This is a genomic window from Acinetobacter sp. 22512 (assembly GCF_052044755.1).
GTDB classification, from domain to species: domain Bacteria; phylum Pseudomonadota; class Gammaproteobacteria; order Pseudomonadales; family Moraxellaceae; genus Acinetobacter; species Acinetobacter pittii.
This window is the reverse complement of record NZ_JBQENP010000011.1, coordinates 92,826-115,711: the sequence shown is the minus strand read 5'-3', so window position 1 is coordinate 115,711 and position 22,886 is coordinate 92,826. Positions and strand designations below refer to the sequence as shown.

Sequence of the window (22,886 nt, the reverse complement as noted above, 5' to 3'; positions counted from 1 at the left end):
CGTTGGCGATTAAATCTTTTCAATATTCCATTGTCCATTTTGCGACACGAGTTGGTGGGTCGCATATGGAATAGAACTTAAATCATCATTACCTAACAATTGAACTACACGTAAACCTTGAGCACGTGCATTCGAAATTGCTGAGAGTAAATCCTGTTCTGAGCCTTTTGGAGCAACAACAGTTTCGATTTCGGCGAACTGATTTGCACCTAGGGCATATAAATCACAACTAAAGCCAGTAGCAGGACGTGCGCGGCCAAAGTGCTCACCAATACCATCATAACGACCACCCTGCGCTAAAGGCGCAGCACGATTCGGTGCATAGACCGCATACATTAAGCCAGTGTGATAGTGGTAACTACGTAACTCTACAACATCAATACCGATATTGAGATTTGGCCAACGGCTTTTAATTTGCGCAAGTGTTGTTTTAAGTGCATCTAATGCTGATTTAAATTCAGCATCTTGTAAGATGTTTGCACTTAAATTCGCCTGCAATGCTTCTAGATCACTAGAATAACGGCCAAGCGCATAGAAATCAGAACCCATATTGAGATTTTGAGTAAATTCAGCTAACTCTGGTAACGCTTTTCTTTGATAAAGATCTGAAAGCTCATGCTCTTCATTTTTTGACAGTCCAGCACATTTTACTAAACTGCGGAACAACCCTACATGGCCCAAATCTAAATGCGCGCCTTGTAAAGTATAGATGTTCTCGATCAACCCCAGCATAACATCGACCATTTCGACATCAGCTTCGATACTGTCATGCCCGTATAACTCTGCACCTAATTGTAGAGGCGCACGTGTGGCATTAAAATTTTGTGGTTTAGTATGTAATACAGTCCCTGAATAACAGTAACGTGCAACACCTTCAACTGGTCTTACATGTGCATCGATACGTGCAACTTGCGGCGTCATATCAGCACGAACACCGAGTAAACGGCCTGAGAGCTGATCAATGACCTTAAAAGTTACTAAATCTAAGTCTTGATTTGATTCTGATAATGAAGACAACGATTCGATGTATTCGATAAATGGTGTATATACCAATTGATAACCTCGTACCGCGAGGAAATCTAAAGCTTCACGGCGAAGTTTTTCAATGACTTGCGCCTGTTCCGGCAATACATCTGCTACCCCGTCAGGCAGCAACCATGTCTCTGAAATGGTCATATTTCAAGCCTAAAATCTGATCAACGTGGAACGACCCCACATAAAAAAATCGGGAACACACCCGATTTCTCTTAGTGTAGCATGATACTTTGTGCCATGCACCTGACAATTTGCATAAATCTTTCTTAATAAACTCTAAAGTCAAAAAGAAGATTTTATGAATTAATAATAATATTCAATACCTTATTCTCATTCACTCATATCATAGACAAAAGTTCTTCGACCAAAGAATGGGCCAATATCTGAGCTATCTCCTTGTTGCCAGTTAACCAGATTTAATCTTTGAATAGCTTGAGCTGCTTGAGTATTAAAAGCAAAGCAACCTTTTTCAAGATTTGCAATTTTTAGCTTTTGTCTGAAAGCAATTAATGAATGCACATTATTAAGCGGGTTATCTTCTATAGAATACAAATGAGACTTTTCATACGCTAAATTTCTATCAGCATCCCACCGACTACTTGATATAAAATTAATAAAAAAAGCAGACTGGTTATTATTATTTCCCAATGCGCTTTGAATATCACCAGTTTCTAAGTTTTCTAAAACAGTTAAGTTATAACCATACCACTGCGAATTTAGAAGCCTAAAATACTTTTTATCTTGGCCTAAGTTATTATATCTTTCGACAATTGACTGCTTTTTCTCACTAAACGAAGGATTTGAATTAAAACTAGATATATAAGAAATATAAGATTGATTCCATTGAGTTTCTTTTAAACGATAACAATAACTATTTTTTGGAAACCTAACATTCTTATAATTTTGGTAGAAGTCTATTAAATTTTTATCAAGTTGATTGTGAAGGCCCGTTTCTAAATTTTTATTTTCTTTATAGCCCGGTAATACACGATCAAAGATATTTTCACCCTCTAAATTCACAATTTCAAATTTTAAATTTTCTTTCAAATCAGGCGTTAATTCATACGTCCAACTGCTCGGTGTTAACCTTTTCAGAGTATGTGTTTGTAAGGTCCCTTTATTTAAAACTTTCTGTTCAGTTAAAAGTTCAGTTTCTAGCGGTTGGTTATGTGACTTTGCAAAAAAGATTTCATTATTCTTAATTGAATATTGAGTAATTTCAAAAGAATCACTATAGATACTTGAAGAAATATCAGAAGGTTGATAATAGATTTGGTAAATTTTGTCTTCTTTTTCTAAATTATTTTCGCCTTGATCATGGGTATTTTGATCTGAGCCTTCACCACCGCAAGCAGCTAAAATAATAGTAGATGTAAAAATTAAAAAACCACTTATTCTTTTTGAGTTAAATTTCATATGAACTCTATAATTAAAATTTTAATGTTTGCGAATCATACAAATAGATATAATTTTACACAACACTAATATTTAGAATTTTAATTATTTGAACTTTTCATATTAGAAATTAACAACCATAAAAAGGGTATTAATTTAACACCCTTAAATGATTTAAAATCATATTTAGAAAGAATCACACAGATCCAATAAACGATTTGCATAGCCCCATTCATTATCGTACCAAGCGAATACTTTAGCTTGATGCCCTACAACCATAGTTTGAGTTAAATCAACGATGAGTGAATAAGGTGAATGATTGAAATCACTCGAAACTAATGGCTCATCTGTTACCGCCATAATTTCTGCATAGTCTGTTTGAGATGCTTTAATTAGTATTTCATTAATGTGATGCACAGTAATTGGAGATTGCGCGATAAAAGTTAAGTCAATTGCCGCCACATTAATAGTTGGTACACGAATTGAATAACCATCAATACGGTCTTCCATTTTAGGCATAACACGCTTTAATGCGCCGAGTGCACTAGATGTGGTCGGGATAATATTTTGCCCTGAAGCTCTAGCACGACGTAAATCACGATGTGCGTGGTCAAGAACAGATTGATCTGCTGTCACTGCATGAATTTCTGTCATAAGCGCAGTTTCAATACCGAAAGCATCATCAATGATTTTGACTAATGGAACTAAAGCCTGCGTAGTACATGAAACGCTTGATATGATCTGATCAGTCACTTTGACTTCATTATGGTTCACACCATAAACAATGGCTGCGTCAACATGATCAAAAGGTGCCGCCCCAATAATGACCCGCTTCGCCCCTGCTTGTAGATGACGTGTCGCATCCGCATGAGAACGGAACAGTCCTGTACACTCAAGTACCACATCAATATCTAAACTAGACCATGGTAAAAGTTCAGGTTGTTTCTGCTTTAAAACCTCAACTTTTAGCGTTCGTTGATTTGACTGAATATTCAAAAAAACTTTTTCATTTTCAATGAATATATCTACATTTCCATTGAAGCGGCCGTGCGTAGAATCATATTTAAATAAATGCACTAATGTCTGGACATCTGCTATATCGTTAATCGCCACGATTTCAAAATGAAATTGTTTTGGGCTTTCGAACCAGGCGCGTAAAACATTACGTCCAATCCGACCAAACCCATTAATGGCGATACGTTGCATGACCAATCCTTATCAACAAAACTACAAACTAAAGAAGGCATATAGTAAAGCACGTCAAGGCCAATTGAATATAGATTTTTAGCCAAATCACAGTTTTGTAAGATATTCCTTTTAAAATCGTTGGTTCGGTGGGGTTTTTCCGCTACAATTTAGCGTTTTTAAAAAATAAGCCCCGTATCACATGCAAGGTTTGGCATAAAACAAACAGGCATTGATACATTTAGCCAAATTCGAAAATATGGAGTGACTTGGTTGTGAGTACTCGTTTAATGACATCTGCTGAAATTCGTGAAGCATTTTTGCGCTACTTTGAAACGCAAGGGCATACACGTGTCGCGTCGAGTTCTCTTGTTCCTGCCAACGACCCAACTTTATTATTTACAAATGCTGGGATGAACCAGTTTAAAGACTGCTTTTTAGGTCTTGAGAAACGTGACTACGTGCGTGCAACTACATCTCAAAAATGTGTACGCGCTGGCGGTAAACACAATGACTTAGACAACGTTGGCTACACTGCACGCCACCATACATTCTTCGAAATGTTAGGTAATTTCTCATTCGGTGATTATTTCAAACGTGATGCACTTAAATTCGCATGGGAATTTTTAACCAGCGAACAATGGCTTGCTTTACCAAAAGATAAACTTTATGCCACGGTTTACCACACCGATGACGAAGCTTACGACATCTGGAACAAAGAAATCGGTTTAGCACCAGAACGTATTATCCGTATTGGTGATAATAAAGGCGAAAAATACGCATCTGATAACTTCTGGGCAATGGGTGATACTGGCCCATGCGGTCCATGTTCTGAGATTTTCTTTGACCATGGTGATCACATTTGGGGTGGTTTACCAGGCTCACCTGAAGAAGACGGTGACCGTTTCATTGAAATCTGGAACAACGTTTTCATGCAGTTTAACCGTACTGCTGATGGCGTGCTTCACCCTCTTCCTGCTCCGTCTGTTGATACAGGTATGGGCTTAGAGCGTATCTCTGCTGTATTGCAACATGTTAATTCAAACTACGACATTGACCTGTTCCAACACTTATTAAAAGCTGCCGCAAATATTATTGGTATTGAAGACCAAGGTCAGCCTTCTTTACGTGTTGTTGCAGACCATGCGCGCTCATGCTGTTTCCTCATTGCTGATGGTGTAAATCCAAGTAATGAAGGTCGTGGTTATGTACTTCGCCGTATTATCCGTCGTGCTGTTCGTCACGGAAATAAACTTGGTGCAACGGGTACGTTCTTCTACAAAATGTTGCAACCTTTAATTGAAGTTATGGGTGATGCATATCCAGAGCTTGCAGCGCGTAAAGACGTGATTGAAGCAACTTTAATTCGTGAAGAAGAACAGTTTGCTAAAACACTTGAGCAAGGCTTAAAACTACTTGAAGGTGAGCTTGCTCAATTAAAAGATAAGACGATTCCTGGTGCCACTGTATTTAAACTTTACGACACTTACGGCTTCCCGACAGACTTAACTGCTGATATTGCACGTGAACGTGACTTTATTATTGATGAAGCTGGTTTTGAAGTGGAAATGGCAGCACAGCGTCAACGTGCTCGTGATGCTGGTAAGTTTGCCGTTGATTACAACAACATTGTAAAAGTTGAAGGCGAAACTCAGTTTGATGGTTACATCAACACTACTGGTCAAGGTCAAATTGTAGCGATCTATAAAGATGGGGTACAAGTTGACGAAGTTTCTGAAGGTGATGAAGCGCTTATCGTTTTAAACCAAACTCCTTTCTATGCTGAAAGTGGTGGTCAGATTGGTGATACTGGTATCTTCAAAAACGAAACTGGTATTTTTGAAGTTCAAGATACTAAAAAGTCAGGTGGTGCCTTTGTTCATCAAGGTATTGTGACCGTTGGTAGCCTTAAAGCAGATCAAAATGTTGAAGCGATTGTTAAAGCAGACATTCGTGAAGCAACTGCACGTAATCACTCTGCAACTCACTTATTACATGCTGCCCTTCGTCAAATCTTAGGTTCACATGTACAACAAAAAGGTTCTTTAGTTGCAAGCGATATCTTACGTTTCGACTTTGCTAATGACCAACCTGTAACTTTTGAACAGTTACAACAAGTTGAGCGCTTAGTGAATGCAGAAATTATTGCAAATAGTGCTGTAACAACCGAACTTCTTGATATCGAGGCTGCAAAAGCTAAAGGTGCCATGATGTTGTTCGGTGAAAAATATGGTGATGAAGTACGTGTACTTTCTATGGGTTCAATTATTGATGAGAAAAACTTCTCAATTGAACTTTGTGGTGGTATCCACGTTAAACGTACAGGTGATATTGGTTTATTCAAAATCACTTCTGAAGGTGGTGTAGCTGCTGGTGTACGTCGTATTGAAGCTGTTACAGGTACTAAAGCGCTAGATGTAGTACAAAAAACTGATGCTGATATCCAGCACATTAATGGCTTATTAAAAGCACAGAAAGACCAAACTGTTGAGCGTGTACAAGCCAATGTTGAATTGGTTTCTGCATTACAAAAGCAGATTGAACAGCTCAATCAGAAATTGGCAAACTTCCAAGCGTCAGAATTGATTGATCAGGTACAAACCATTGCTGGTCGTCAAACGCTTATTACCACTGTTCAAGGTGTAGATGCAAAATCACTTCGCAACTTACACGACAGTGTTAAATCGAAATTAGAGAATGCAGTTATTGTGTTAGCTGGTGTAGAGGGTGACAAAGTCAGCCTACTTGCTTCAGTTGCATCACAATACACTGCAACTCTAAAAGCAGGTGACATCATCAAACATCTAGCAACCGAGTTAGGTGGTAAAGGTGGTGGTAAACCTGACTTAGCACAAGGTGGCGCGCCACTTAACGAGAAGTTTGGACAAGTTATCGCAGCATTGCCTGCATGGCTTGAACAAAAATAAGACTTCACTTTTTGTGTAACTGACCCTGAAAAGCCTCTCAGGGTCATGGCTTATATGGAACAACTATGGCATTAATCGTTCAAAAGAATTAATGCCATTTAGCCACTCCAAGACACACTAAGACAAAAACTACAATAAAAGCCTTATTTCTCAATATTTCCCCCATTTTTAATATAGACACACTAAGACATTTTAGGACAGAATAAGCCCTATCAATTATGTACACATACGTGTACATATTCGCACTTATCTCTTACTTGACCAAAATTATGTACACAGGTGGACTATGGCTTTAACTGAAGTGTGGCTAAAAGCTAATAACGGCAAGGCACGTGATAAGGTTGAAGAAATAGCAGATCGGGATTCAATGAGTGTCAGAATCTCACCTAAAGGTAAAATTGTATTCCAGTTGAGATATCGATTTGCTGGAAAAGCTGAACGCTTAGACTTGGGCACCTACCCTCATATGTCACTCAAAGATGCGCGTATTAAAGCTGGTGAAATGCGGGCACTTTTAGATAAAGGAATGAATCCTAAAGTTGAGGTTCGTGTACAGCAGCAAAAATACATCGATGCAAGCACATTTGAAGATGTCTTTAATGACTGGTATGAAAGTTATTGTCTAAAGAAAAAGACTTCTGCACAGCAAATTAAAAACACCTTTGAACAACATGTCATCCCTGAAATTGGTGATTTACCAGTTGACCGCATTACTCTGCAACAATGGTTGGCCTTACTTGAAGAATTAGCTGATGATGTACCTTCGATCGCAGATCGGGTATTAACGAATGCAAAACAGGTTCTAAAATGGTCTAAAAAAAGACAATTGCTTGAAGTGAATGTCTTATCCGATATCTATGCTAAAGAAGATCTAGGAATTGAAAGAAATAGAGGTACCAGATTTCTTTCGGATGAAGAAATTAAAATGGTTTTGATGGCTATTGAAGAATCAAATATTTTGCCTAAAAACAAAATTTTCTTAAAACTATGTTTAATGTTTGGTTGTAGAAATGGCGAACTCAGAAAAGCCAAAAAGACAGATTTCGATTTAAATAGAAAGGTTTGGATTGTTCCTGTAGTAAACAATAAGACTGGCAAGAAAACTGGCCGTGAAATTATTCGCCCTATTTTGCCTGAAATGGAGGCATTAATTGTCGAGGCTTTTGAATACAGCACATGTGAGTACTTCTTAACTAATGACAGTGAAGCAACCCCTATGAGCCATGGTTCTTCAAATTCATTGCCTGGTTATGTAATGGAACGCCTTAGAAGACATCATGATTATCACATGAAACATTGGTCGCTTCATGATCTACGAAGAACTGCTCGTACTAATTTCAGTGCATTTACATCGCGTGATGTTGCACAACTCATGATTGGCCATGTAATGTCTGGTGAACAAGGCACATATGATTATTATGAGTACCTACCCCAGCAAACTGAAGCATATGCAAAATGGTTAGAAAAAATTAAATTACTTACTAAATAATTGAGAATTAAGAAATGAAATATTGGGTTTACTTTTATATCGAGCATACAATTAAATATGGTGAACCTTTCTATAAAGAATCTGGGTGGTCTTTGGGTTTTAAGAATAATTATATTGTTGTAAGTTTGATGCATAGCTGACGAAGGTTTATTAAATAATTTTAGAGGGATCTTAAAATGTGTGCTAATTACGAACCAATACATTTTATAAAACGAAACAAGTCTATTTTGCTTCGTTTTATATAAATTAAAAATATATTTATTTACATTGGCTCAACATATCAAGTTTGTTATTTACTACCTTAGTTTTTACATCCAGCAAACTTAACAAACTTGGGAATAAATTATCCTGACTTAACTTTTGTTTAGTTTTTTGGCTTAAACAATTCACTTGAGCAAGATTATGTTGTTTCCAACTTTCAGAGAACCACATAATCATTGGTACATGTGTTTGTTGGCTCGGTGCGATTGCATAAGGTGAACCATGTAAATATAAACCATGTTCTCCGGTTGATTCGCCATGATCAGATAAATACCATAAACCTGTCTGATACTTTGATATTTCTTTTAGAGTATTAATCATTTGGCTTAATACATGGTCTGTATATACAATTGTATTATCATAACTATTTAGCAATTCAGTTTGCGAACAGCCCTGTATCGCATTAGTATCACAAGTCGGTTTAAAAGGTTGATATGCCTCAGGTGCACGCTTGTAATATGCAGGTCCATGACTACCCACTTGATGCAGAACAATCAAACGCGGACGATCATCATCTTTGGCAATAGTAGCCAAATACTGCTTTAAGCTGTCAATGAGAATGTCATCATAACATTCGCCATCTTTACACCATTTTTTCTTTAAGTTTTCTGGAATCTGGTATTGTTCAACGCGATCACATGCACCTTTACAACCCGAGTTATTATCAATCCAAGTCACTTGGTAACCCGCACGTTTTGCAATATCTAATAAACCTTCGCGGTGACTAGCTAATTGCTCATCATAATCTACACGTGGCATACCCGAGAACATACATGGCACAGAAACAGCTGTCGCCGTACCGCATGAGCTCACTTGCGAAAAGTTGAAAATATCTTGTTTAGAAAGCTCCGGATTCGTATTTTTTGCATACCCATTTAGAGAGAAACTTTCGGCACGTGCCGTTTCACCGACAACAAGTATCATTAACTTAGGGAGGTTCTTTTGTACTTGCTGAACTTGATGAGCATCTTGTCCATATATCACAAGAGGCAGATTTTTCTTCGGAGCCTTCTTATGATAGTAAGACATAAGCGATGAAATACTATTTTGCGGTGAAATCATCCCTTTTAAATCACGATGCTCACGAAATATTGCAGCGAAATCGACATAGTAAGTAAAAAGTAAAACACCGACCACTGCAAATGAAGCTACCAGTGAGAATACTTTCTTCAATAACAACCGTGATGCTTTTTCTTGTTTAAATTTAACTTGAGTAATTAAAAAAATGGGCAAAATAACAAAAAAAACTGTCCATAAAACAAAGCGTAAAGAGATTAGATCGGTAACTTCCGAAACATCGGTCTGCACCATATTTTGAATTTGGTCGGGTGAAATAATGATACCCAATGTGTTTACAAAATAAGAGCTAAAGCCACCAATAAATATCAATAAAATTGCAAAGATTTTGGCAGTCCATTTCCAATTTATTAATTGAAAAATTAAATTATATGCCGCTATTAAAATAACTAATGTCGCCCCTAAGAAAAGAACTGACTTAATACCATTATAAGGTGTAAGTTGATGGATTTTTTTAAAAAAACCTATATTCAGAAATAAACCTAGCCAGATAGATAAAAGCAAATTAAAATTTAATAGTGTAATATTATTACATATCTCTTTGAATTTTAAAAAATTTACTAGCATTTGAAAACCATTAAATATTAAAAACTCGAAATCTTAGCTAGTAAAACTTAAATAGAAATTAAAAAATGAGCTTAGTAACCAATAAGAATACAAAGCTATATTATTAAAAACAAATCTTTAAGCTCATCTTAATTTTAAAAATTTATTGTTTGATAAATTTATCATTTGAGACTCTTAGATGAATAATTCAAGTCATGAAATGAGTGAGTATATAACTAAAGTCCCCCAAGTTACCCTTCTATTCTGGATTACTAAAATCTTCGCAACTACTTTTGGTGAAACTGGCGGAGATAGTTTTTCAATGTCATTGAAACTTGGGTATTTAACTAGTACTTTTATTTTTGCCATAGTTTTTATTATCTTATTGATCTGTCAAATTAAGGCAAAAAGTTATAAACCATATTTATATTGGTTTACCATTATTGCGAGTACAACTGTTGGTACAACATTAGCAGACTTTGTCACTCGATCTTTAGGTATTGGTTATAGTGGAGGAAGTAGCTTACTCCTCGGCTTAGTCATCTTCTCATTATTGGGTTGGTATAAAGTTGAAGGCAGCGTCTCCCCTCATACCGTTAATAAACCTAAATCAGAAGTCTTTTATTGGTTAACAATTACCTTTAGCCAAACTTTGGGTACAGCTCTTGGTGACTGGTCAGCAGATACGATTGGATTAGGCTATAGTGGCGGGATTGCTCTTTTCTCAGCACTCATTTTATTGATGGTGTTTTTGTATAAATTCACTTCTGTTTCACGAACATTTTTATTCTGGAGCACTTTTATTTTAACTCGTCCTTTGGGTGCTGTAGTTGGAGACTTTCTAGATAAGCCCCTTTCCGCTGGAGGTTTAGACTTAAGCCGTTTTGCAGCATCAGGAGTAATATTAGTTGCTATTTTAATATGTATTTATTTTAGTAAAAATAATCAGTTAGGTAATGTAAAAAATGCATAAATTGTAAAAGCTCTCCTCAGAGGGCTTTCACACAAATTCCTACACTCACATTGCTATTGATCGTATGAGCTGTGCATCCTGATAATAGAATGCACAGCACTGTGATTGTCAAAGCTATCTTTGAACGTCTGCAATGAAAGACTTTCATATAACAACCCGATTAGCGATCCAGCCATAGAAAAACTGCTCTTGGCTTTTATTACGCTCACAGATTTCAATGTAACGCTGACCTTGCATAATATTAAGGACGCGGACTAAAACCTTTTCCCCCTCTTTGCCACGTTTTGCCAAATAAGTTTTGAGTGCATTAAAGGTTGCTGGACCATAAATTCCATCTACAGATAAATCTGGCCACCCTGCTTTACCATTATTATTTAGGAGATTTAAAGCCCGTTGTAAAAGAGGTTTTGCAAAGCTGGTACCACAATTCACTCCAGTATCTAGAAGTTCTTCAGCTACTGCAGAAGAAATAGCATTTACCTGGTCCAATCGTGGAGCTGTCCAGTACTGCTTCTTGTAAATCGCTTTAGCCACATCAAGCGGCAAATCTTTCATATTACCCTTATAGCCGTTTGAACGCGCGACCGCTTCAGTAATACCGTATTTGGTCGCCCCTCCTCGATCCGCTGGGTTATTTACGTAACCACCTTCGCGTTTAATTAACTCATCAAGATATTGTTCAATATTCATTTCGGTTTCCTTCAGATGTAAAAAAACCGCCCGAAGGCGGCATTAACTGTTTGAAATATCGTTTTTGGCTTTCTTAACTTCTTTAAGTACCTCAATAATGGTCTTACCTTCCTGTTTGTTAATGAAGTTAAAGATCCAGCGAACTAAAGCCCAACCGGGTAAACCACAAACAAAGAAGAATCCACCAAGTGCAATCATCCCCCATATATCAGTAACCCATTCATGAAGCCCCCACTTCACGATAATGAATGAACCGCCAGCAAGGCTTGATACAACCGTACAGATCAAACCTACAGCCCACTCTTGTGGTGAACGTGGCATACGTGTCATTAATACAACTGCTGCAACCAAGCCGACCGCTAAAGCCACCACAATTGCAACCCCATAAAATTTTAATAGTGCTGTAAAACCGCTTGTAGAAACTGGTTCCATGCCTTTTACTCCAGAATTAGGCAATAAAAAAGCACCCTTTTGGGTGCTATGAATTAAATAAATTTAAGCTTCAGAAGTACTCTGAGTAATCTGATTTGTATAGTTCCAAACCGTGTTTTCCCATACATCACGTGCAGCAACACGAATGTAATATGGAGTAGTTGGTTGTAGTCCTCCAAAAGTAGTTGTTAAATCTGTGCCGGTCCACGTAGGCGGCATTTGTGTAGGATCAAAGTTAGGTGTAGCGCTTAGCCATACTGCATAGTCTTTCAGATCAGGTACTTCACTAGGCACCCAATTCACCGTAATAGAATCTACGGTTGCTGCTGTGTACACATTGAGAAGTACAGGCGGTACTGGATTACTAATACTCAATTCAGCATATGTACTAACTTGGTCGCCGTTCTTGCTGGCCACTCGAATTGTGTAAGCTCGGCCTAAACCATCTTGCTTAGCCTCTTCGATCGAATAACTATAATCCGTATTGGTTGTATCAACTTGACGAATCATTGCCCCATTAGACCAAACCTGAACACGATAACCATCTGCACCGGTTGAACTCTGCCATTGAACTTTGAAAGTGGTACCAACAAACGGAGATTGAAGCGATAAGCCTTTAACGCCTGCAGGACGTCCACCACTTAAAGTATAGCTATACGCCGTAACCTCATCTAAGGTCTGCTCTTTACGCTCCAAACCATTAAAGCTTGTGAACTTTAAAAAGATTTGTTTTTCTACTAGACCCTCATTGTACGGATATTTGAATATAGCTTTATCCAAACGAACAAATGGCTCACCAGCGTTGTGACTTTGTGCATCATCAAAACGTCCACGTAAAACATCACTTAAGGTATAAAGACCAGATCCGTTTAAGGTGGCCACTTGATAATTAAAATACTCATCCCCCACTTTACAAAGTGTTTGGTCAGCTTGAGCATCTTCTAATGTTCCACTGAAGATCTGGCTTGCTGTATTTAGCTCAACCTGTAATGTCGCGTCATCTGCATCAATGGCGGTGACAACCTGCCCATAACGTGCAGATCCATAAATTGTGCCAATCATTTCATATGTCGTATTATCAAGGCTTGCCCAAACATTACAGCCGCCCCAATTAACGCCACCTGAAACTGCCACCCAAACTTGACTCTTACCATCTGTAAGTTCTAAAGGTGGTTCAAAGATAGCTGGAGCATTCACATTACCCGGCTCTTCATTTCCGCCCTGATAACCATTTGACGCTTGAGAGTCATACTCAATGGCAGATCTTGAACCTACGGCCAGTTCTTCAGCCGTGATAGTTAATTCACCGAACTCATCTTCCTCAATACGTGTAATACGTACAGGAAATTGAATTAAGCCCAATGCTTCATCTGTAATAGTGACAATATCCATTGGCTCTAATCGGCAGTACTTCCAACCCAAATCAAATTCATACTCATTGCGAACATAAAGCAGTCGTTGTAAGCGAAGTTGTGCAGCATGACGTGCTATCTTCGGTTCACAAAAATAATGGCATTCCACAGGATCCTCGGTACGCAAGCCAAACATTTCAATATTTGCTTGGTCCTTGGCTTCTGTTGTTTCAGTGTTGTACTGGTTATAGCGATTAATGTATTCAATCTGCACATGATTATAGGCATCTGTATCACGGCTACGGCGCACACGTACTGGCTCATCCTCGCCAATAAAGTCATTATCAGTTAAGTGGTAAACGGGTGTGAGATCAGGTGTAAAGGTAACGCCGTTACCCGTTATTGCAGAGTCCCCAAAAGAACGGATCTTTAAGCCATCCGGGCTAGGTACCACAGCACAGTTAACAGCCTCAACAATCTCATTGATAGTTTCATAAGCTGGGCGTTGTTCTGTGAATGCAGGACTAATCAAGAGATTAGCTGCCCGGCAATAGGTTCTAAACTCTTCTAGATCTGCAATGTTAAGATTTGGGGCTGCGCCATGTCGTGGGTGTGTAATAAAATCTTCAATAACATCTGCCGGGTTAGCATCATCAATTGTGTCAGATAGCGTGATAGTACTGATCACTTCAAAATTATGATTTGAAAGGCTGGCGCTATTACCCATCTCATAATTAGCTACAGCTACATATCCCAAATACGGATAATTAATTGCCTGTTCTGGATGCTTTGATACTAGCCATCCCCACGGCGGATTATTATTTCCATCGAATAATTCAAATTTTAACTGGTCGATAGGATCTAAAGTTATAGATCCTTCTTGTTTAGGCACATATTGCTCTTTATCTACCCAAATTAGGCCAATCTTTTTAATCTGGTTTTCACATAAACCGAGCATGAGAGAGGCGCTATAACTAAAGGTGGTATTACTGGTTTTAGTACCCCCACCCTTACCACCAGACTTTTGAACTGTTGTATGAGGTGTAGCTGTAAAATCTCCATACCAAAACATATTAGCCGCAACACGGGTTTTGCCATAAACCAATGGCTGGCAAAGCCCATAAGCTGACTGCTGGATCCGCATAGAGTTAATACGGGTATCCGTTGTACTAATTGTAGTACTACCAAATAATCCACCCATTTATTTAAGCCTCTTCATACGAAAAAACCCGGCAATTCGCCGGGCTAAACTTCCTTTTGTTCCATCCTGAATAATGACTCCCTGATGGATATAACTGTGAATGACTTGTGGCCACTCAATGACAATTGCCCCATGGCTGATGCATTTGCCAAAATGATATAAAACGATGTCACCAGGTTGTGGCGGACCTTCGACCGGATCACATACACCTAAAATGAGTTCTAAATAACGTTGCCCCATCTGGTGTAAGTGCCAGTCATGTGGATATGGCCGCGGGTCTAAATGGTCCATGAGTCCAACTTTTTCATAGACTTCACAGATCAATGTACCACAGTCCACCCCCACACCTTTTACTCGCCCTTGATGATGGTAAGGAGTACCAAGCCATGTAAGCGCCTCCTGAACCGCTTCAATATTTTTTTTCACGTTATCAAATTCCTAATATCAAAAAACCCGCCGAAGCGGGTATTAATGAAATTTAACTTATTGTGAGAAGTACTCAATTATGAAGGTGTCTGCAAAGATATTTGCTGCAAAGAGCACGTCACTAAATGAAGTCGAAATATTGATATGAGAGTAAGCATCCCATAACTTGTATTGATTACCCCGAACGTTGCTGAGATATTCATTAAAAGCATTCAATAAACGACTAGCAGCTTCTAGCTTAGAAGTATCATAATCTTGCATCAGAATATGAAAGATGAAAGCTACAGTACTCGGCCCATTTCTTCGTGTTTCTGCAATGCAAAAGTCAATCTCACTGATCCCACCATAACTATGAATCGAATCAAGTACAAAACTTGATAAGTCAAAAGTAGGTTGTCGATTTGCAATATTGCAGCCAATCAAGTAGTTATTTGCAGCATAAACTTGATAATGCAAATATCTAGCTGTGATGATGTTTTGCAACTCGTTATCAGTAATGATGTTTTGCGTTGTAGCAAAATTACTTCTTGAAGAATATTTGCCGTCTAACATTGTTAGTGCGGACGCATATTTTCCCGTTGTATCTAAGCCCATTACTACTGCCATTGACCACAATCGAAATCCAGCCGCATAAAAGTTTGAGTTCACTGGTGTGGTAACTTCAATCAACCCTGCATAAGCTTGACTAGACAATCTTGAGACTACAGCTTTTAAAGAAGCAATTTTAGCTTGATCGTCATGTCTAAGTGCTAATTGATACAGCCCCCAAACCACAGGTGACACATTTCGAGAAACAAACTGCAGCGCCTTATAATCTGCATCAGGACCTAAATTTATCTGATCAACACCACCGTAATATGTAGTCGCCCAATCAGAAAATTCTGTGTAAAGCCTGTCGAAACTAGATACACCTTTGTGCAAATGCTTAACGACTTTTGCAGCAAGGGCATTAATAATGCCTCCCCCTTTATCATCAGTTGTTGCTTGATATTGGTACCAATCAGCGAGACCGCTAATTACATCACCCAACTGAGACATGATTTCGCTTTTGCGAACCGGAGAATAAGACGGGTTCGAAGATGCAAATCCGACAAGCGGATTCAAAACAATGTCAGAAAGAACTGTGGCATCGGTTTGTAGTTCATTTAAATTGATCTCAAAAGCATGAGTCCACGCCCAACTTTTAACATCCGGAAGTTTCTCAATTGTGAAGTTTGTTGTTCTCCATCCAATGTCATAGCGTATATAAGTTGAACCTGTGAAATTTTCAAAAATTGGTGATTTAGCACCGATAAACTGATTTTCAATCGGATCACGAGCGACATCGCCTATTGTATGCACCCCTGAAAAACTCAAAGCTGCGTCTGCAACTATCACGTTATAGCCAGATCTTTGCGTTTTTACAGCCGTAGAATTCAATTGAATACGAGACACAACACCGTAAATTGTATTTTTCGGAACATCTAACACACACTGTACATGCTTTTTAACTGTAATCAGACCGTTTTTATATATACGTGTTCGCGTAGTAAACTTTAAAAACTTTTGATTAACTTCAGCATATGTCGTTGAAATTGCGTTATATGAAACAGATTCAATTTCAGTGAAGAGAAGTCCTTCTGATAATACTCTAAAACTCGCATCTTCATAGCCAGCAGAAAAATACTGAACATTCCCGCTGTTATTTCGAATAAGTAAATTTTGCTCTATACCAGCATACGTTGCATTATTAGTAACGATGCTATTAATCAAGTATCCTGTTGTTTTAACTAAGTTAACTATATCTCCTCGTTCAGTTATGATATTTACGCTATCACTTGAATTTGGGTATGAAACACGTTGAATTGCATAGTCTTTAACCTTCGATTTAAAAACCTGAATTACATATTTTTTTGACTCTTTTGCTCCAAAATTATCAAAAATTACTAATCTGCCGCAGTGCAGCGAGCCGTCAGCGTGATAGCCATAGTTCTTATTTCGGCGCCCATTAAAGTCTCCATCTTCAATCCACTGGCAGTCATATTCAGTACCGTTTTGATCTAGAACCTTAATATATTTATCACTAAAGACCTCGCCCTCTTTAAATTTAACTTTAATGAAGACTGGTCTATTATTAACCGCGACATTAAGTCTGTTTTTAACTTCAGATTCATAACGTGTATAACTATTTGTGCTCAATGTCGTCTTTTTAATATTAATCCAAGCATTAAAATTACATAAAGCATTAGTTATGATTTGTACAGAACCTTTCAATAAAATCTGAGGTAGTGCTTTTGTTACTACATTTGCAGTTTTTATACTAAAAACATAGTTGTTATATGTTTTAGCAAAATAATCAACAATTGACTGCTTTTCAATAATATATCCATCTGCCAATATTTCGGCATAAGGTATTGAAAAGGTGACTAAATTTGTAGATCTATTGTACTCAACTGCTAGTGTTCTTGTTGCATCGATATTTCCATTCGCTGTTGCTCCAAACTTTCCTAATCTATCGTAAATTAAACGATTATCGATTGTAGATAATGCACTTGTATCGAAAAATGCAGGAACTCGAAACAAGATAGTTTCATAAGCGAAGTTGTTATTAACTATAATTTCATCAATATTAGATACTCTATATTGAGCATCAATGAAACTCGTATATAAAACATTGTTTAATATATTCTCCGTTTCAATTAAATTGATTTCATGCGTATTTGCACTATCGATAATTTTAAAATTAAGATTACGAATATTAAAGCCAGCAACAAGCTTTTTAATATCAATAACAGAGTTTTCTGGAGTATTTACACTAATATTAAGCTTCTCACCCGCTTTATTAATCTGAAACTGGTTAATATAATTATCAGTTTCTAATATATTTAGTTTGGATAATTCACTACTAACTAAATTGAGAGATAAACTATCATTTAAAGCTTTAGTTTGTTTATTAGCTTCTACGCCCGTTTTGCTGTAAAGCAAATTCATCGTAATCAAATGTTTACCATCAGCATAGCCTTTTGCCTGATCTAAATCACTTAAATTAGTTACTGTCCAATAATTTCCATCTGTTGAGCCTACTGGTTTATTCCAGTACCAGACCTTCCCTGTATCTAAAGCTTTTGCATAACTTTGACTTTCAGAAGGCCTAGAAGCCGTTAATAAAGCAGTCGTTGGATATGTAGGACTTTGAGTTTCAATTGGTTTAATGAAATCTACAATTGCACCTAGATTTGTTTTAAATTGTGCCTCTGTAACCGTCGGTCCGATTAAGGCATCTTTATCAGGAACTGCCATAATATTTTTCCCAAATAAAAAGCCCTGCAAATCGCAGGGCTTTGATTGAATATTGAACTGTTAAATAGAAGTTTCTGGAACCGGTACGAATGGTGCCCCTCGGAAGCGAGCACGGTTATTAAAACGATTAGTACATGTATCAAGACGTTTATCACAACCCGGATAAACACGAATCGCCTCACCTATCTCTGGCATTTTTAAAAGTGGCAAAGTTAAGATTAGCGAACCAGCTTCATGCAAGCGTACCGTTCGTTTAATTCCGATATTTGCACCTTCTAAAAACTCCACAACACCTTGCGTAAACCAACCTTGAGGCTGGCTTAAATCGCAAAGAATGCGGTTAGGCGTGCTATTGGTACCAATGGTCGTATTTACAGCAAAATCCGCACTTAATAGTCCACATGCACTATCAAACAGAGTGTTTAAACAACCTGGTGTATATAGATTCCGTGGCATTTGAAGTTTTAAATTATCAACATCAGAAACCACGCTTGCGTTAATTTCATATCGATTAAGCTCAGGCTCAACAATACGCCCTTCAAATAAAACCAAAGTGCCAGCACTAGTATCGGTAGGAGTATTCATATCCATGAAAATTCGTTCCAACTTAAACCGAGCACCATCTAAAATTCCGTTATGAAATGCCTGAGCTATGGGTACATCGCCGAACTTGGTATTTTCAGTTGCCTCAATAGTGATAGATAAGTTATCTACTTCAATACCTAAAGAAAGGCTAGTCCCCTCTCGGCTGATAATTGGTCCATCAGCACGAAACTCCTTACCTTGCACCGTCAAATGAACGTCATAGTTGGTATAGCGATACTCAATACCTTGTATGGTCGTAATAGTATAAAGATCGGCCATGATGAACTGATCAGCATCTAACAAGGCTATAAGTTTTGGAGAGGCCTGTCTCATATCTTATTCCCCAAAGTACCAATTAATTCAACCTTCCCTGCTTTCCAAAGCTTATGCATAAAGTTGACATATTGCTGTGTGTCATCTTTAAAACGGCAACGGTAGTAAAAAGTACCCGTCACAGTTACCTCTACACCTTCCTCGATCGGCTGTGAAAGTACATATTTACCGTCACTCGTTATCTGAGCAGTTGCGTTATTCCACATAAGCTTTTCTTGGTTTGTGTTCCACATTGTTTTGGCTGGTGTTTGATTCCACATATTGGGATCTACTTCACCTACAATCTGCTCCTCTGTATTACCTAGAGGCAATTGGCTTGTGTACATATCCTTGTATAGCTGGAAAGTTGTAGCAGTTCCATCACCAATAAATGTGCAATTAAACTCATTGTCATCAGGCATCTTATAAAGAAATGAATCAAATGCCCCACGGCGCTCTAAATAAAATCCTTGAAGTTGCTGCAATTCCTTTCTCCCCTTATTTTCGCGCAAGAATGCGTAAGACAACGAGATTTCATATTTAGGTGAGGCCTGAAAGCTTGCTCGAAGCTCTCGGCCATTAATGGAGGTCATGATTTTGGTGTTAAACATGGGAGTAATAGATGTATCCCATTCAAGACCGGGTAATTCTGGAAATAATACGTTTGACACTTACACCTCCTTATTTACCGTTTTTACCAAATCCACGGGCATAACTTTGCAAACCACTAGCAACTGCACGACCATTGCTCTTCAAGAGCCGTTGAATACTCTTGGCATCAATTGCACTAATACTAATGGTTGCTCCAGCACCACCACCTTCAGCAACTGCAGCCGCGCCAAAGCTTGCCCCATTACGCAAGGCTTTACCCATTTCACGGATTGTATTCGCATGTTGTGAAGGTAGAACCATTTCATCTTCATGCAGTTGAGTAACAGGATTCACACCGGATGGAATGTCGTAACCGCCTCGAGCAGATTTAATCTTGCCCGCTAGACCAGCAACCAAACCAAAAGCAGCCGCACCAGCACCAACGGCTAAAATTGGACCGACATATGGAATTGCGACCATTGCTTTAAAAGCTCCGGCCATCGCTTCCCATGCCGACATCATGATGCCTTTGATAGCTTCAGCAGCTTTTAAACCTAAACGAGCTAAACCACCTGCTGCAGTAACGCTGGTACGTGTTGCTTCACCTGCTATGGTTGCCCCTGTTTGAGCAGCTTGGCCAGAAGCTTCTGCTGCTGTTTCAGCACCAACAAAGCCAAGTTTACGAGCCAATTTAATGGCTTGGATTCTTAGCCATCCTTGCAACTCTTTAGTAGCTGTTTGCAAGGCAAATGCTCCCATGTCAGCAAGCACTGCTTTAGTTGCGTTACTCCAAGTGAGGGTACCATTCATAAGAGACTGAATGCCCTGATCCCAAAGGTTAGAAAGACGAGAAGTAAACCCACCGAACTTAGCCTCAAAGTCTTTCATTTCCGCATCACTGATTAAGCCCATAGACTTAGTGTCAGCAACTTTCTGGTCTGTCTCTAAATCAGAAATGTTGTTTGTGATTTGGTTTTGATTGCCTTGTTTGCCAGTAATACCGGTTTGCTCATTCTCAAGTGCTAAACGCTCTAAAAGACCTTGCCGCTTAATTTCACGTAATTGATCTTCGAGCTGTTTCTCTAATTGAACTTTGCGAACGTTTGAAATTTTCTTGGCATCATATTCAGCTTGGATCCGTGCAGCTTCGATTTCATAAAGTCGTTGTGCTTGCTGTTGATAATTGTCTATTTGTTCTTCACGAGCTTTTTTGTATTCCTCAAACTCTTTTAAACGAATAGCAATGATCTTGTCTGAAGCATCCTTTTCGGCTTTGACTTTTGCAGCTGCTTTTTCATCGGCAGTCATCTTGGATTTTTCAATCTCATCTAATGCCTTTTGCAGATCTAAAGCGACTTTCTTTTCTTCGGATGCATATTTATACCGAATATCAGCCAGCGCTTTAGCTGCCTGCTCAGCCTGTCGTTGACGCTCTTTAGCCTCTTGTTCAGCTTTGGATTTTGCAGATGATTTAGATCCGCCTTTATCATCCTTAACGCCTGTACCAATCCCCTTATTAGGATTTGGAGGTGGAGTGCCAATTCCTATTTTTGGCGTATCTGGTTTTTCAATGGGTTTTGTAGGATCCTTATACACATAGTTGGTAATTTTTTTACCACCTGCGGTAGTAACATCGAGAATCCGTTGCCCAGCAGTTACGAGTGAATTAGTGGCTGTAGCTGCCCCTGCATTCCATGTGTTTTTCAGGTCATTCATTCGGCCTTTCATTTGATTGGTATATCGATCAGTGATACCGCCAAGTTGAGATAAGCCACCCTCCCATGCTGCTTTCGCACCTGAGAAATTGAAGTGAAGAATATTGTTAACAACACTACCAAATGTTTGAAACTTAACTTGTAGAACATCCAGACCGTATTGGATAGTGCTACGAACCATATCAAAGCCAGCCATAAGGCCATTAAATGCAATGATAAGAGCTTGGCATACTGTAACTACAACGGCGCGAATAATTGCAAAGGCGGACTGAACACCAACCTGAAAGCCTGTTACTACTATTCCTAAACCACGAATCACAACCGATACAGCATCCATAAAACCAATTTGTGCTACTGATCCATCACTGATATTGCTCGTCAAATCCTGCCAAATCCCACCAATGGTATTAAAAATATCCTCAACAATACTAAAGAAGCTGCCAAAAATACTGATAATAGATTTTATGGAATCATCAATTCCTTCTTTAGATTCAACTGCAAAATTTAAAAATCTATTTGCCAAGTCTGTCAATGCTGGTGCTGCTTGAGCAGCCATTCGAGACATAACACCTTGCACAGTTGAATGAATCGTCTCTAATGCTGTATTGAATTCTTTCGTTGATTGCATTGTTTCTGAGCTCATGATCACCCCTAAATCATGAGCTTGTTTTGCGTATTCCTTTAATTTTTCGGCATTATTATCTAAAAGTGGTGCCAATAATGTCGCATCATCAGCCAATGAATCCATATAAAAAGTCATTTCGGCTTGAGAGACATTGGCCTTTTGAAGGGTTTGATGATACTTCTCAAGAATTTGAGGTCCAGATAAACCTTGAAATTCTTTAGCAGTTACTCCAACTTTAGGGGCAATCTTTTCAAAGAAGTCGGCCATTTCTCCGCCGCCTGTTTGCATGAAGTCACCAAACTTATCGTTGACATCCTTCATGATGTCACTCAGCTTATCTTGCTCGACACCAACCTTCTTTGCAGCAAATGCCCACTCTTGAAACTCTGTTGCATTGGCATTTGCTAAACGGGATTGTATTTCTATTTCTTTTGATGCTTTCCCAACTGCTGAAACTAAGTCAGGTATTGCACCTATAGCCTCAGCTGCTGTTCTAGCCAATTCCTCACCAATACCTAAGAGAAAGCCTCCTTTAATTAGTGAGAAACCACCCGTTAATGAATCTTTAATATCATTGCCTACACTCTTAAACTTATCTGAGATGTTGTTTGCAAAATTATTAAATTCTGAACGTATACCTGACAAGTCGATTTTAAGATCAATGCCTTGACTGGAATTTTCAATTTTCCTTGAAGAATCTGAAACTATTTTTTCTGCATCTTTCATCCCCTCTTTTAGTTCAGAGGTCTTGGCACCGACATGGACTTCAACACGGTTATTGTTTGCCATA

At 38.4% G+C, this 22,886-nt stretch carries 15 protein-coding genes; 3 read left to right on the top strand and 12 right to left on the bottom strand.

The window, feature by feature from the left end; genetic code table 11:
- Positions 1-9: 9 nt before the first annotated feature.
- The 3 genes from ACTJJG_RS13040 to ACTJJG_RS13030 all read right to left on the bottom strand — a co-directional run bounded on the left by ACTJJG_RS13040 (position 10) and on the right by ACTJJG_RS13030 (position 3,636).
- Positions 10-1,176, bottom strand: a complete 1,167-nt coding sequence (locus tag ACTJJG_RS13040) for an ATP phosphoribosyltransferase regulatory subunit (protein ID WP_068611499.1) — start codon at positions 1,174-1,176, stop codon at positions 10-12.
- Positions 1,177-1,365: 189 nt separating this feature from the next.
- Entirely contained in the window at positions 1,366-2,451 is a 1,086-nt protein-coding gene (locus ACTJJG_RS13035) for a hypothetical protein (protein ID WP_060465517.1), read from the bottom strand.
- 165 nt (positions 2,452-2,616) lie between these two features.
- On the bottom strand, positions 2,617-3,636 hold the full coding sequence (locus tag ACTJJG_RS13030) for a type I glyceraldehyde-3-phosphate dehydrogenase (protein WP_005076995.1): 1,020 nt from the start codon (positions 3,634-3,636) through the stop codon (positions 2,617-2,619).
- Between the two features lie 269 nt (positions 3,637-3,905).
- Between ACTJJG_RS13030 and alaS the strand changes: the two genes are divergently transcribed.
- Complete coding sequence (gene alaS, locus ACTJJG_RS13025; RefSeq protein ID WP_039757442.1) at positions 3,906-6,542, top strand: alanine--tRNA ligase; 2,637 nt, start codon at positions 3,906-3,908, stop codon at positions 6,540-6,542.
- A gap of 286 nt (positions 6,543-6,828) precedes the next feature.
- Complete coding sequence (locus tag ACTJJG_RS13020; protein WP_104133553.1) at positions 6,829-8,031, top strand: tyrosine-type recombinase/integrase; 1,203 nt, start codon at positions 6,829-6,831, stop codon at positions 8,029-8,031.
- Between the two features lie 258 nt (positions 8,032-8,289).
- Here ACTJJG_RS13020 and ACTJJG_RS13015 read toward each other — a convergent pair whose 3' ends face one another.
- On the bottom strand, positions 8,290-9,936 hold the full coding sequence (locus tag ACTJJG_RS13015; RefSeq protein WP_000960796.1) for a phosphoethanolamine transferase: 1,647 nt from the start codon (positions 9,934-9,936) through the stop codon (positions 8,290-8,292).
- A 178-nt stretch (positions 9,937-10,114) separates the two neighbouring features.
- Here ACTJJG_RS13015 and ACTJJG_RS13010 point away from each other — a divergent pair, with 178 nt between their 5' ends.
- A complete protein-coding gene (locus ACTJJG_RS13010) occupies positions 10,115-10,888 on the top strand; it encodes a COG4705 family protein (RefSeq protein WP_001066070.1) in 774 nt (257 codons plus the stop codon).
- Positions 10,889-11,032: 144 nt separating this feature from the next.
- On the opposite strand, the gene ACTJJG_RS13005 is transcribed toward ACTJJG_RS13010, so the two are convergent.
- The 8 genes from ACTJJG_RS13005 to ACTJJG_RS12970 all read right to left on the bottom strand — a co-directional run bounded on the left by ACTJJG_RS13005 (position 11,033) and on the right by ACTJJG_RS12970 (position 22,885).
- Positions 11,033-11,578, bottom strand: a complete 546-nt coding sequence (locus ACTJJG_RS13005; RefSeq protein ID WP_161511821.1) for a glycoside hydrolase family 108 protein — start codon at positions 11,576-11,578, stop codon at positions 11,033-11,035.
- A gap of 42 nt (positions 11,579-11,620) precedes the next feature.
- A complete protein-coding gene (locus ACTJJG_RS13000) occupies positions 11,621-12,010 on the bottom strand; it encodes a hypothetical protein (RefSeq protein ID WP_002122319.1) in 390 nt (129 codons plus the stop codon).
- A 63-nt stretch (positions 12,011-12,073) separates the two neighbouring features.
- A complete protein-coding gene (locus ACTJJG_RS12995; protein ID WP_125512139.1) occupies positions 12,074-14,563 on the bottom strand; it encodes a phage tail protein in 2,490 nt (829 codons plus the stop codon).
- A complete protein-coding gene (locus ACTJJG_RS12990) occupies positions 14,564-14,989 on the bottom strand; it encodes a C40 family peptidase (protein ID WP_161511819.1) in 426 nt (141 codons plus the stop codon).
- Positions 14,990-15,046: 57 nt separating this feature from the next.
- Positions 15,047-18,268, bottom strand: coding sequence for a hypothetical protein (locus ACTJJG_RS12985; RefSeq protein WP_228718957.1), 3,222 nt, complete (start codon positions 18,266-18,268; stop codon positions 15,047-15,049).
- 60 nt (positions 18,269-18,328) lie between these two features.
- Positions 18,329-19,186, bottom strand: coding sequence for a DUF2163 domain-containing protein (locus ACTJJG_RS12980; protein WP_016802927.1), 858 nt, complete (start codon positions 19,184-19,186; stop codon positions 18,329-18,331).
- The gene (locus ACTJJG_RS12975) at positions 19,183-19,836 is read right to left on the bottom strand and encodes a DUF2460 domain-containing protein (RefSeq protein ID WP_057066627.1); all 654 of its coding nucleotides are present in this window, start codon (positions 19,834-19,836) and stop codon (positions 19,183-19,185) included. The genes ACTJJG_RS12980 and ACTJJG_RS12975 overlap by 4 nt, the downstream gene beginning before the upstream one ends.
- A gap of 10 nt (positions 19,837-19,846) precedes the next feature.
- A complete protein-coding gene (locus ACTJJG_RS12970) occupies positions 19,847-22,885 on the bottom strand; it encodes a phage tail protein (RefSeq protein WP_372540387.1) in 3,039 nt (1,012 codons plus the stop codon).
- Position 22,886: the final 1 nt, after the last annotated feature.

Bases quoted from the DNA above. Each gene is read 5' to 3' on its own strand.
- ACTJJG_RS13040 (WP_068611499.1), bottom strand. From the start codon at position 1,176: ATGACCATTTCAGAGACATGGTTGCTGCCTGACGGGGTAGCAGATGTA.
- ACTJJG_RS13035 (WP_060465517.1), bottom strand. From the start codon at position 2,451: ATGAAATTTAACTCAAAAAGAATAAGTGGTTTTTTAATTTTTACATCT.
- ACTJJG_RS13030 (WP_005076995.1), bottom strand. From the start codon at position 3,636: ATGCAACGTATCGCCATTAATGGGTTTGGTCGGATTGGACGTAATGTT.
- alaS (WP_039757442.1), top strand. From the start codon at position 3,906: ATGACATCTGCTGAAATTCGTGAAGCATTTTTGCGCTACTTTGAAACG.
- ACTJJG_RS13020 (WP_104133553.1), top strand. From the start codon at position 6,829: ATGGCTTTAACTGAAGTGTGGCTAAAAGCTAATAACGGCAAGGCACGT.
- ACTJJG_RS13015 (WP_000960796.1), bottom strand. From the start codon at position 9,936: ATGCTAGTAAATTTTTTAAAATTCAAAGAGATATGTAATAATATTACA.
- ACTJJG_RS13010 (WP_001066070.1), top strand. From the start codon at position 10,115: ATGAATAATTCAAGTCATGAAATGAGTGAGTATATAACTAAAGTCCCC.
- ACTJJG_RS13005 (WP_161511821.1), bottom strand. From the start codon at position 11,578: ATGAATATTGAACAATATCTTGATGAGTTAATTAAACGCGAAGGTGGT.
- ACTJJG_RS13000 (WP_002122319.1), bottom strand. From the start codon at position 12,010: ATGGAACCAGTTTCTACAAGCGGTTTTACAGCACTATTAAAATTTTAT.
- ACTJJG_RS12995 (WP_125512139.1), bottom strand. From the start codon at position 14,563: ATGGGTGGATTATTTGGTAGTACTACAATTAGTACAACGGATACCCGT.
- ACTJJG_RS12985 (WP_228718957.1), bottom strand. From the start codon at position 18,268: ATGGCAGTTCCTGATAAAGATGCCTTAATCGGACCGACGGTTACAGAG.
- ACTJJG_RS12980 (WP_016802927.1), bottom strand. From the start codon at position 19,186: ATGAGACAGGCCTCTCCAAAACTTATAGCCTTGTTAGATGCTGATCAG.
- ACTJJG_RS12970 (WP_372540387.1), bottom strand. From the start codon at position 22,885: ATGGCAAACAATAACCGTGTTGAAGTCCATGTCGGTGCCAAGACCTCT.